Raw genomic sequence first — 13,017 nt, forward strand, 5'->3', positions numbered from 1 at the left:
CCATCCATTTATTTATTCTGCTTTACCTGGTTGATACGTGAAGCTATCAAAATCAGCAAACGCTTTGGTGTTCTTGTTTTGAGATGTAGCGTATAGTCCAACATACACGCCTGTAAAACCTCCATTGGTCTCAGAACTTAGGTACCAAATATTGATTTTATCTAAAAACTTAAATTCCTTTCCATCCAAAGAATAGTAGAAGCTGTAAAAATCCTTACTGCCTTCCACTTTCAAATAAATCTTTTCCGCAGGAATTTCCACTTCGGATGCGGTATGGTTCAGTATGCCCATCTTATAACGCAACAATAATTTGTTTTTGCCTTTTTCTGTTTTTTTCAAAGAAAGGTCGTAATGCGCCTGACTCGAGTAGTACATAGTCATACCTGCTTCATCTCCACTTTTTGCATTATCTAATGACATTACAGTAGATGCTGAAAAATCAATATGTTCCTGTCTGCGCCCTATAAAAGTTGGCGAATCGTTGTCGTCTAAAGATACCGAAGTGGCTTTTAATCGCAATGAACCTTTCTTTTCGGTAAGTGAATACTGTTGTAGGAAAGGATTTCTAAGATAATTCCAATCGGTTGCGAGCTTTATTTCATCAAAATTAGTAGAATAATCATGAGGTTTTACAGCCTGGACAGGTAAAGTAGGCACATTCATATCTATATTTACTGTGCCATTGCCATTTATTACGGGCCAAGCATTTGCATCCCATCTTACAGGAGCTAGAAATGTTTCTCGACCTAACACGTGATGCAACAGACTCTGCGGACGGAAAGCCAGAAAGACAATCCACCAAGAACCATCATGTGCTTGAATAAAATCGCCGTGTCCTGTACCTTGAATCGGGTTATTTTGAGCAATTTCGTTAATATGTGTCAAAATCGGATTGGCAGGATTGGACTCATAAGGTCCGTAAATGTTCCTGCTTCGCGCTATGGTTATTTTATGGCCGTATTCTGTACCTCCTTCTGAAATAAGCAGATAATACCAACCGTCTTTTTTATAAATGTGTGGGGCTTCAGGATAACGTCCTCCTGTTCCATTCCACACCGTTTGTCCTTTGGTAAGTTTTTTTCCTGTTTTAATATCAATTTCGCAGATCGTAATGCCATTCTGATTCGATACAAAATAAGATTTGCCATCCTCAAAATATAAAGAAGGATCTATACCGCCTTGATCGACAAAAACGGGTTCTGACCATTCTCCTGCAGGATTATCGGTATGCACATAAAAATTTCCTCCGCCTGATACATTGGTCGTGACCATATAAAAACGACCTTCATGATAACGGATTGTTGGAGCATAAATCCCAGCCGAAGGAGCACATTTGTCTAATTTAAGCTGAGAAGCACGCGTAAGACAATGCCCAATTTGGGTCCAATTGATTAAATCTTTACTGTGAAAAACAGGAACTCCTGGAAAGTACTCAAAGCTGGAAGTCACCAGATAATAGTCATCTCCTACTCTGCAAACACTCGGATCGGGATGAAATCCAGAAATAACAGGATTCTTGTATCCTTGCGCATTCAAGAAATGGCAGCATCCAACTATACTGATTAAAAGGATAATTATTCTTTTCATAATTGTAAATTATTGCAATGCTTTATTTAAAATTAAAATCTGCCACTCCTCTAATATCAGTAGCTGAAGCTCCAATCATTATTTTGAATTTGCCTGGTTCTGCAATCCATTCTTTTTTAGTGTCATCGTAATAAGAAAGATCTTTTTTTGTTAAAGTAAAACGAACTGTTTTTTCTTCTCCCGGCTCAAGCGAAACTTTTTCAAATCCTTTTAATTCCTTAATAGGACGAGGCAGGCTTGAGGTTTCGTCATTAACATAAAGCTGCACAACTTCTTTTCCTGCCACTTTTCCTGTGTTTTTTATGGAAATTGTTACCTCTAAAGAGTCTGCAGCTGTGATCGTTTTTGATGAAACAGCTGGCTTTCCGTACTGAAATGTGGTGTAGCTCAATCCATATCCAAAAGGGAAAAGCACAGGGATTTTTTTAGTATCGTACCAGCGGTATCCTACTAAGATGTCTTCTTTATAATAGACATTTTTTCCGTCACCTGGATAACAAAGTTGGTCAAAAGCATGTGCTCCAACGTCTTCCAATTTTTTAGGAAACGAAATCGGAAGCTTTCCTGACGGATTTGCTTCGCCCGAAATAATATCAGCCAAAGCATTTCCTGCTTCCGAGCCCAAATACCATCCTTGTACAACGGCTTTCGCTTTGTTAAGCCAAGGCATTAAAACCGCATTTCCGCTTAATAGAACAACCACAACATTATTGTTTACTTTTTGTATTTCTTCAATCAGCTTGTCTTGACCAAACGGCAGACTCAACGATTTACGGTCACCGCTTTCACAATCCTGAAAATAATTTTTATTTAATCCTCCAACAAAGAGCACTATATCTGCATGGCGGGCAGTCTCGATAGCTGCGTTTTGCAAAGAATCAAGATTTAATTTAGAGGGTTCTTCGGCGCCATAAAGCGGTCTTCCCGAAGCATATCCCATACTGTAAACAATATTATTTTCGCCGTATTTATTTTTTAATCCCTGCAAAGGAGAAATCTCATAAGCCGCTTTCAATGACGTAGAACCTCCACCAACAATCAGGCTTTTTACGGCATTTTCACCTATCACCGCAATTTTTTTATATCTGCCTTTTGGAATAGGTAAAAATTGTTTCTCATTTTTAAGCAATACGATTCCTTCTTGTGCTATTTTTCTAGCTGCATCGCTATGCTCTGGCGAAACAAAACGGCCATAAGGACGATTCGCACTCATCGTAGTGCGGAAAATCATTCGTAAAATTCGGCTTGCTTTATCATCAAGTTTCGACATTTCATATTTACCCGATTTAATTCCTTTCAGAAAAGGATCGGCTAAATAATAGCTCGAAAAAGGAAAATGACCTTGTGTAGTCAATCCGTTTGTATAAGTGCCCATTTCAATATCAAGTCCGCCATTGACCGCTTCGTCAGTATTGTGCACACCTCCCCAATCACTAACCACTACACCATCAAATTTCCAGTCGGTTTTTAAGATTTGGTTGAGTAAAATGTCGTTGTGGCAGCAATGTACGCCCCATATTTTGTTATAGGCTCCCATAATAGACCATACATTTCCTTCCTGAACTGCTGCTTTGAAAGCCGGAAGATAAATTTCATGCAAGGCACGATCGCTTACGTTGACATTAATTTCACCACGAGCAATTTCCTGATTGTTCAGAGCGAAATGTTTTACGCATGCCGCCACTCCATTAGACTGCACACCTTGTACGTACGGAACTACCAATCGCGAAGCCAAAAAGGGATCTTCGCCCATGTATTCGAAATTTCGCCCATTAAGCGGCGTACGGTAAATATTGATGCCAGGCCCTAACAGCATAGTTTTGTTTCGATATCGGGCTTCTTCGCCAATAGATGTGCCGTAAAGCTGTGCTATCTTTGGATTGAATGTTGCCGCAAGACAAGTTAAAGCAGGAAAAGCAGTGCAGGAGTCATTTGTCCATTGTGCTGAGTTCCATTCGTCCCATAGTTTTTCATCGCTCACTCCATGCGATCCGTCTGATGACCATACATCTGGTATGCCCAAACGCGGAACTCCTTTAGAGCTGAACTTTGACTGCGCATGGCAAAGCGCCACTTTTTCTTCTACCGTCATTCGCGATAAGGCATCCTTTATACGAACTTCTATTGGCTGGCTTTCATCTAAATAAAGAGCAGATTGCGCCCATCCAAAAAATGGTGAGAGGAAAAAATATAGTAATAGTAAAACAGTGATATATCTTTTTTTCATTATAGTATACTTTCTAATTTATTATCAGGTTAACAATACTTGCCTCAATAAGCAAGAGAGTCATTCCGAGATATTTTAATTACTTTTCTGGATTAATTATAATTGCAAAACCGCCTCCAGGTGCCATTTGCACTTTCAGTTTGCTGGCATTGGTCACTTTAATTATTTCACGTTTGTAATCTGTTGGGTCTTTTTCAGCATTCAATCCGTCTTTAAAAACTTCTGCTGTAAAGCTTCCTTTTCCAAGGAAAGATAAATCGAGTTCTATTTCTCTAGCCGACCAATTGGTTAATCCGCCTACAAACCATGTATTGCCTTTTTTTCTGGCAATGGTAGCGTATTCGCTCACTTTTCCATCTAGCGCCACAGTTTCATCAAAAGTGGTTGGAATTTGAGATATAAATGTGGTGCTTTCTTGTTCTTTCATGTAAGCTGTTGGACTATCTGCCATCATTTGCAGCGGCGCTTCATAAAGAACATACATACCCAGCTGATGGCATCTTGTACCTTGGCTCATAGGCAGTGAATTGCTTGGACGAAAATCTGCTTTTGTCGCATTGCGCATAGCTCCCGGCGTATAATCCATAGGGCCAGCCAGCATTCTTATAAAAGGGATGCTTGTTTCATAATGCGGCATGTCATCATGTGGTGTCCATTTCGCATTTTCCAATCCTTTAACACCTTCAAAATTCACAATATTAGGATAGGTTCTTTGAATACCCGTTGGCTTATACATTCCGTGATAGTCAATAAGAAGTTTGTAAGAAGCCGCTTTTTTAGCAATATTATAAAGAGAATTTACCATTTTTTGATCGTCGCGGTCTATGAAATCTATTTTAAAGCCTTTCACTCCCATATTCGAGTACTTGGTAAATGCATCATCTAAAACCTGATTTATAGCATACCATGAAGCCCAAAGGATGATTCCAATATTTTTTTGTTTCCCGTATTCGATAAGTTCTTTAATGTCCATAGCTGGCGAAATCTTCAAGATATCGGTTTCTTCACTCCATCCCTCGTCTATCACCACATATTCAATATTGTTTTTAGAAGCAAAATCGATATAATATTTATAAGTCTGCGTATTGATTCCTGCCTTAAAATCTACTTTCGATATATTCCAGTCATTCCACCAGTCCCAAGCAACTTTTCCAGGTTTGATCCAGCTCATATCTGAAATTTGTGAAGGAGAAGAAAGTTTTTGAACCATATCATTATTCAAAAGCTCGGTGTCGTTTTCGCTTATGATGATTGCTCTCCAAGGAAAACTTCTACTGCCGTTTGTTTCAGCAATGTAGTTCTCTCTCTCAGACACCATGTAGTTCATTTTGTTATAGCCTCCTAAACGTTCTTTTTTTGGATAATGGGCAAATATTCCCTTCAGACCATATTGTGCCTCATTATTGCGTGTTAAAAACATGCCCGGATAGTCTTGGAGTTCAGCCTCAATAATAGCTGCCTTTTTTCCATTTCCTAAATCAACAAGAAGCGGAGAAATAGCCAATGAATCTTTGACAAATTTAGAAAGCGGAATTTCATCATAAAGCGCTTCGAAAGCAGAAGTGTACATGTCTTTCTCTCTTAAATCGCGAACATAAGGTACAAAAGCTTTATGGTCTTGACTGAAGTTAAAACTGGCTTCTTCAGACACAATGGTAATTTTTTTATTCTTATTTGTAAAAAAACGATACGCTACACCATCATTATAGGCTCTTAATATCAGACCAAAATTCCCTTTAAAATTTACAATGAGCTGATTGTATTGGTCCACAACCGTTTTCTTCTTATAAACAGGCGTTTCAAAAGTAGTATTAGAAGCCGAATTTTTAGTGCTTGCAATTTTGGCATTGTTTCCTAAAACCTCTCCGCTGCCCAAGGTTAATGAAATAGCAGAAGGAGCAACGACTTCTGTATTGTTATGTTTCACAGACCATCGGATTTTGGTGCCGTTTTCTAAATTCATCTCAATCTTTCCGTTGGGAGATTTGAGGTGAAGCACTTGCGCCGATCCGCTTGCTGATAAAAATATAAAAATAATTGCTTGTAATAATGTCCTGTTCATTTGCTGTGTGGTTAATCTAGTTAGTAAATACATGTTTTTTGGTACGCTTTGAAAAAACTTAAAAACGTTCGCGTAAAGGTTATCTCTTTTGGAAAACTGTTTTTGACATCTCGCTGCACTAATTCATATTGGTGCTTTGAATTATAGCTTCGAAGTTTTTTCAACGGGCAAATTTGACAAGAAAAAATAGCTAACTACGGTACGCTTTGTATTAAAAAAGGGCAATAATTGTTGTAATCATCAATATTTTAGACAATATAAAGATGATTTGATATGGTTTTCCAAAAAGATCTGCTTCCAAAAACAGATAGTGGCTGAGAAATTAAATATTTCTTTTTTTTTAATTGATCAAGCCTTTTGCTTTAAGCCATCTGCCGCATGCCAGACTCCAATCAGACTCTGTGCTTCCAGATTTGCCTAGTCCGTAGCCGTGACCTCCTTTTTCGTAGAGATGGAGTTCGCAAGGAATTTTATTTTTCTTTAGCGCTAAAGCATATTCTATACTGTTTTCTACTGGTACAGCATCATCATTCATGGAATGAACTAAAAATGCTGTCGGAGTTTCGCTATTGACTTGCAGTTCGTTTGAAAAATTAGCAACCTGCTCCGCCGATGGTTTTTCGCCCAAAAGATTAATTCTCGATCCCATATGTGTTATATCATCACGCATCGATATTACTGGGTATATTAACAGTGAAAAATCTGGACGCGCACTAGTTGCATCAGCACTCTCATATACTTTTGCATTAAAATGCGTAGAAAGAGTAGATGCCAAATGCCCACCAGCAGAAAAACCCATAATGCCAATCTTTTTAGGATCTATTCCCCACTCTTTGGCTCTACTTCTAACCAAACGGATAGCACGCTGTCCGTCTTGCATAGGACCGACAGATTTATCAGTCATTATAGCAGCATCTGGCAATCGGTATTTTAATACAAATGCCGTAATACCAAGACTATTAAGCCATTGCGCAACCTGTTTTCCCTCATGACCGATAGCCATTCCAGAATAACCACCACCAGGGCAGATAATGACGGCTGTTCCTGTTGCTTTTTCTGCAGGAGCAGGATACACATCTAATCTCGGATTCGTGACACGCTGCATCCAGCTATCATCTGAATTGGTTTCTTTATAATCGGCATTAGCGATAGCACCAGGCACTTTCTTATCCCAAAGGTTAATGGTTTTGCTTTGTCCAAATGTTTTACCTGCTACCATAAGCATAATAAGCAATGCGGTTCTAATTCCTTTTGTTTTCAAAATATCTTTCATTTTAATTATTTCAATACTCTTTACTAACTCGTTGGGTGAAATTACTTTTTTAACACATAGAAACATAGATTTTTATTGCTTCTGCTTAAGATTATAGAAAAAGCAAGCTTTAACACATAGTGCTATGTGTACTATTTTTAAGTGAAACACCTTTATTTATCCTCAAAAGCTATGTTTCTATGTGTTAAAAGTTTCGCCCAACGGGTTTAATTTGATCTAATAGTAATAGTCTGCGGTTGTAGGCCATCTCCAGAAACGGTTACTTTGATTTCTCCTTTCTGATGAGCACTTCTCACAATTGCCAGAGCCCTTCCGTGCCAAGCTTTTCTAGTAAGAGATTGATACGGTTCAAAATCCTTTAGATTGGCATTATCGACTGCTTGGATAGTTCCAGGTCCTTCAATTTTAAAAGTAAGGCGTTCTTCTGCATTCGGATTCAAAACTCCTTCTCGATCCCTTAGTTCAACTGCAATATAAGTTAAATCTTGTCCGTCGGCTTTCATCTCTTTTCGGTCGGCTGCCAATTTAATCTGCACCGCCTCACCTGCTGTCTTCAGCATAACGGATTCCTGTTCTTTTTCATTTGCTACACCAACCGCTCTTAAGGTTCCTGATCCATAAGGTACAGTAAAAACCGCTTTAAATTCTTGCTGCTCTCCAGTTTCCTTCTCTCCTAAAAGCTGGTCATTAAGATACAGTCTAACCTTTGGATATTTCGAATACACTTCGACCTCAACATTTTTCCCAGTATATTCAGGCCATGTCCAACTTTCCCATGTAGGATATACCGACCACCACGTCTGCTTGATTTCCATAGGCTCTGGTGCAGGTTCTCTAACTGCCATATAAAGTTTTTCTTTATCATTATAAAGCATGCCTCTATAATGTGCAATAGGTTTTCTCCATCCGATAAGGTCTATATCTCCGCAGTAACCGCCATGCCATGGAAAAAAATCATTCTCCCAATGTTCTCCGGGCACTTCTCCTGAATAATAATTTCGTCCTATTCCCGATTCTCCCAGATAATCCATAGCTGTCCATACAAAATCTCCAATGATATAATTGTTTTTCTGTACTAATTCCCAGTTTTTAAAAGCATCTTTAGGATACGATTCTGTTTGGACTATAATTCGAGAAGGCACTCTTATATGGTCTTGCGGCGCTTTATCTAAATTATAGTTGTATCCCGCAACATCGTGCTGAGCCATTAAAGGATCAAATATATCCCAATTTTTACCGCCATTAACAATGGCCGATGTTATCGGACGACTTGTATCGATTTTCTTTATTTCTTCAGAAAGCATTTTGGCCGTATTCACTGCATCGGGATCTTCTCTTTCTGGTATTTCATTTCCAATACTCCACATAAAAATACTGGGATGATTGCGGTCGCGCAGCACCATGGCTTGCAAATCGCGTTTCCACCAGGCATTGAAATAGTTTGAATAATCATATTTATTTTTCCCAACTTTCCAACAGTCAAAAGACTCGTCCATAACTAGCAAACCTAATCGATCGCAGGCATCTAAAAAGGCTTCTGAAGGTGGATTATGAGAAGTTCGTACAGCATTGAATCCGCTGGCTTTTAAAAGCTCTACTTTGCGCTGTTCTGCTCGATCAAAAGCAGCGGCACCTAGTGAACCGTTGTCGTGATGCACGCATCCTCCGTTGAGCTTAATTGTTTTTCCGTTAAGCTGAAATCCGTTTTCTGCCGTAAATGCAAGAGAGCGAATGCCAAAATTAGTACTGCTCTCGTCTAACATTTCCTTTTGTTTTGAAACCTGTACCAAAGCTTTATATAAGGAAGGCTGTTCCGGACTCCAAAGTGCCGGATTGCTTATTTTTATAAGTTGGGTCACGATCTTTTCGCTCTTTGGAGAAAGCACCACTTTTATTTCATGACTTCCTACGGTATTGGAATTCGGATTTTGGATTAATGCTGTAACGGTAATTTCCTGTAACGATTCGGTTTCATTCATCAATTTTGTTTCCACACGAACTGTTGCTTTTTTGGTAGAAATCTCGAAAGTACTGATTCCTGTTCCCCATTGCGCTATATGAACTGGATTGGTCTGAATTAGCCAGACATGTCTGTAGATTCCCGATCCGCTATACCAACGGCTGTTCATCTGCTGTGAATTGTCTACACGCACAGCAATCACATTCTGTTCTCCATATTTGAGATACGGAGAAAGATCGTAGCTAAAAGAAGAATATCCGTAAGGATAAACCCCAAGCGATTTACCATTAATAAACACTTCGGAATTCATATAAACCCCTTCAAAATAAATCGTTGTTTTTTTTGTCTTCCAATTATGTGGCACTGTAAAAGTCTTTCGATACCAAGCCACTCCAGCTGGAAAATATCCTCCTCCTGCGCCAGTAGGATTCTTTGGATGAACTTTGCCTTCGATACTCCAATCATGAGGCAGATCAAGGTGTCGCCAGTCTTTATCATTAAAATTATTAGATGAGGCTTTTGTTTCCTCTCCTAAAAAAAATCTCCAATCATCGTCAAAAAGCTGTTTTCTCTTTACGTTTTCCTGTGCATGCAGAGATAAAAAATTTAAAAACAGCAGGCATAAAAACAACATGCTCTTCTTTAGATAGTGTATGTGATGCAGAATTGAATTATTCATTTTTGTTATTTGATTTTATACTGTTCTAAAATGATACAGACAGGATGTTACTGCTTTTGGAGATATTCTAAAGTAAATCCAAACTCATACGGCTTATTGCCAGAATTAGTATATTTTTCCATAGTTTTTGCTCCCCAAGAATCATCGCCTCCAACACCATGGATATTTAGATCAATATTAAGGTTTATAAAATCGCGTCTGGCTATCTGATAATCGTGTCTGGCATTTTCTAAATCTTCTTCTGTATAAGGCCAAGCACGGAAATTCAGCGGCTGTAATCCCGTTACTTTGATACTGTTTCCGTTTGGCGATTCAAGAGAAAACCAACGCACATCACTGCGGTTTGCATTATCTTGCGGAGCTGGATACGGAACAATAAAATGTTCCAACTGTTTGTGATATGCTCCTAACAAAGAAGCTGTTTTTCGGTCTGGATAATTTTCGTAAGGACCTCGGCCATACCAGTCTACAGTATTATAATTTTTGAGAATGCGTAGTCTCATTCCAAATTTAGGAATTTGTCCGATGGTATCGTTTAATGGCTTATAAAAAGCTTTTGTGCCTAATTTTCCATTTCCATTTAGCTGATATTCTAATGTATAATTGGCTCCAATACGAGGAAAATTGATATCAAACTTTACCGTCGCTAAGGTATCTTGTCTGGTTACAGAAACTTTTTTAACCACTCTATCGGCTGTTGCGTTTTTCCATTTTGAAAATTCTTTTGAATAACCGCTCTGTTTCTGGTTATCGTTTGGCGTTTTCCAAAAATAAGGCTCTAGAGGTCCTATTAAAAGCTCTTGATCTTTAATCTTCCAGCTTGTCAAATCGCCATTAGCTTTATTGAAAACAAAATTCATGTCATCCGTTTTAAGCTCAATAACAGCAGCTGTTTCCTTTACTTTCACGGTCTTTGCTCCAGAAATGTCTTTTTTCCACTCGTAGGGTTTTACTATAAATTGCTCACGAGCGATGCAATAGCCTGTTTCTGCCCAAAGTGCAGCTTCTTTAAGCCTTACATAAATATTGAGGCAGATTTCAGAATAAGTTTTCTGTTCGTTCTGAAGATGTGGAAGATCAATAACAGCAGAAGCGCCTGGCAAAACAGAACCTACGTTCAGAATACCTCTCTGCAAAGATTTTCCTTCGCAAACATATTCATATTCGATATCGAAATTTTGAAGCGGCAGAAAATCAAAACGATTCGTGACTTTAATACTTGTTTTATTTTCATCCAGCATTTCGAAAACGACAGGCTGATAGACTTTCTGCACCTCATAATAATGGGGATATGGCTTTCGATCAGAAGAAACTAGCCCTCTCATGACAAAATTGCCATCGTTGGGCTTGTCGCCAAAATCTCCGCCATACGCCCAAAATTCGCTATCTTTTAAAGTATAATCGTCAGGGTGCTGGGTAAGTTTAAACGGAGAACCATCTTTAGCTTTTGGCAGTCCGTGTTCGTCCCATTCCCAGATTGCAGCACCGCATAGGCTTGGATCTGCATAAATTACATCCCAGTATTCCTGTAAATTACCGCCTGAATTTCCCATAACATGCGCATACTCACGCATAATTACGGGTTTGTCTTTTATCTTTTCGCCCAATTTCTTAAAATCCTCAGGATGCAGATAACTATCATCATAGAGATCTGATATTTCTCTGTGGGTATCCGAAAAAACGAGACGTGTCTTATCTAGTTTACGAATGGTATCTGCCATTGCTTTCATATTTTCTCCTTTACCGCCTTCATTCCCAAGAGACCAAATTATGACGCACGCATGATTTTTGTCTCTTCCAACAAGCGAAGTGGCACGTTCTATATGAGTGCTTTTCCAGAGAGGATCTTCGCCCAATTCTTTATTGCCAAGACCGTAAGCATGAGATTCCTGATTTGCCTCATCCATTACATAAAAACCGTATTTGTCGCAAAGTTCATAAAATAATGGATCATCAGGATAATGGCTTGTACGTATCATATTGATATTAGCTTGTTTCATCAGTTCCATATCGCGTATCATGAATTGGCGGCTGATATATTTTCCCGTACGCGGATGCATTTCATGGCGGTTAATGCCTTTCAATTTCACTGCTTTGCCATTGATGTAAAATACGTCTGCACGCACTTCGATGCTTCGAACGCCAAAATAGCATTCGGCTCTGTCTACAATCTCATTTTTCTTGTTTTTAAGCTGCAGAACAAGCTTGTACAAATCGGGAGTTTCTGCTGACCAAAGTTTCGGATTATCTAATGTGGTGCTCAACGTAAAGATTCCTTTATCGGATGATGAAACTGGTACTTTTGCCTGAAACTGTTTCTCTATATAATCTCCTGATTTTGAATATCCGCTTATAGTAGCCTCAACTTTCAAGCCCGAAGTATTCTCTGTGTGTCTGTTATCCAAACGGACATCGATGGCAACTTCTGCTTTTGAATATGACTTATCTGGAATTGCCTTTACAAAATAGTCTCCGATAAAGGTCTTAGGTCTTGCAATCAGATCAACATCTCTGAATATTCCGCCCAAACGCCAGATATCCTGATCTTCCATATAACTTCCATCGCAGTATTTGTATAACTCTACGGCCAGTTTATTGTCTCCTTTTTGAATGTAAGGCGTAATGTCAAACTCGGCAGGCGACATAGAATTTTCGCTATAACCAACTTTATGCCCGTTTACCCAAAGATACATTGCCGATTGTACTCCTCCGAAATTAATAAATATCTGTTTATTACTCCAGTTCTCGGGAATCTTGAAAGTAGTTGTATAACTGCCAACTGGATTTCTTTCTTTAAAAGTCGTAAAACTCTCATCGGGTTCGCCGCTTACTCTTGGGATATCTCTTTTAAAAGGATAGGCCACATTCGTGTAAATAGGGGTTCCAAATCCTTGCAATTCCCAGCTGCCAGGCACTAAAATAGTAGTCCAAGCATCAGTAGAAAAATCTTTGCTGTAAAAATCAGCTGGTCGAGACTGCGGATTGGCCGACCAGTTAAATTTCCACATCCCATTCAGAGACAAAAGCATTGGATTATTTTTTTTCTCTTCGGCAAGAAAACCGTACGCATGTGGTTTTTCCTTATTGATGCCATTAACAGCTGGATTCTCCCAGTCATTTACCTGCTGAGCATCTGCAAAGTTAACCGCAAAAAATACGGCAATGAGAAAGATTTTTTTTATCATATCGATGAGTTTGAACGATTGCTTTTTAGCACTTATCTGTTCTT

At 38.9% G+C, this 13,017-nt stretch carries 6 protein-coding genes; all 6 read right to left on the reverse strand.

The annotated features are described in order from the left end of the window. Positions 1-12 precede the first annotated feature (12 nt). The 6 genes from J7574_RS10080 to J7574_RS10105 all read right to left on the reverse strand — a co-directional run bounded on the left by J7574_RS10080 (position 13) and on the right by J7574_RS10105 (position 12,973). Positions 13-1,587: a glycoside hydrolase family 43 protein gene (locus tag J7574_RS10080; RefSeq protein WP_290967599.1), complete on the reverse strand. Its 1,575-nt coding sequence runs from the start codon at positions 1,585-1,587 to the stop codon at positions 13-15. Positions 1,588-1,609: 22 nt separating this feature from the next. Beyond that, complete coding sequence (locus tag J7574_RS10085; protein WP_290967601.1) at positions 1,610-3,814, reverse strand: beta-glucosidase; 2,205 nt, start codon at positions 3,812-3,814, stop codon at positions 1,610-1,612. Positions 3,815-3,893: 79 nt separating this feature from the next. Continuing rightward, entirely contained in the window at positions 3,894-5,909 is a 2,016-nt protein-coding gene (locus J7574_RS10090) for a glycoside hydrolase family 97 protein (protein ID WP_290967603.1), read from the reverse strand. Between the two features lie 307 nt (positions 5,910-6,216). Continuing rightward, complete coding sequence (locus tag J7574_RS10095; protein ID WP_290967604.1) at positions 6,217-7,149, reverse strand: alpha/beta hydrolase; 933 nt, start codon at positions 7,147-7,149, stop codon at positions 6,217-6,219. Between the two features lie 206 nt (positions 7,150-7,355). Further along, positions 7,356-9,788: a sugar-binding domain-containing protein gene (locus J7574_RS10100; protein WP_290967606.1), complete on the reverse strand. Its 2,433-nt coding sequence runs from the start codon at positions 9,786-9,788 to the stop codon at positions 7,356-7,358. Positions 9,789-9,835: 47 nt separating this feature from the next. Further along, positions 9,836-12,973 (reverse strand): glycoside hydrolase family 2 TIM barrel-domain containing protein, encoded by a 3,138-nt coding sequence (locus tag J7574_RS10105; RefSeq protein ID WP_290967609.1) that lies wholly within the window; start codon positions 12,971-12,973, stop codon positions 9,836-9,838. Positions 12,974-13,017 lie beyond the last annotated feature (44 nt).

It is taken from the genome of Flavobacterium sp. (assembly GCF_017744675.1).
Classification (GTDB): domain Bacteria; phylum Bacteroidota; class Bacteroidia; order Flavobacteriales; family Flavobacteriaceae; genus Flavobacterium.

Excerpts from the sequence above, each read along its gene's own strand:
- J7574_RS10100 (WP_290967606.1), bottom strand. The coding sequence starts at position 9,788 with ATGAATAATTCAATTCTGCATCACATACACTATCTAAAGAAGAGCATG.
- J7574_RS10105 (WP_290967609.1), bottom strand. The coding sequence starts at position 12,973 with ATGATAAAAAAAATCTTTCTCATTGCCGTATTTTTTGCGGTTAACTTT.
- J7574_RS10095 (WP_290967604.1), bottom strand. The coding sequence starts at position 7,149 with ATGAAAGATATTTTGAAAACAAAAGGAATTAGAACCGCATTGCTTATT.
- J7574_RS10085 (WP_290967601.1), bottom strand. The coding sequence starts at position 3,814 with ATGAAAAAAAGATATATCACTGTTTTACTATTACTATATTTTTTCCTC.
- J7574_RS10080 (WP_290967599.1), bottom strand. The coding sequence starts at position 1,587 with ATGAAAAGAATAATTATCCTTTTAATCAGTATAGTTGGATGCTGCCAT.
- J7574_RS10090 (WP_290967603.1), bottom strand. The coding sequence starts at position 5,909 with ATGTATTTACTAACTAGATTAACCACACAGCAAATGAACAGGACATTA.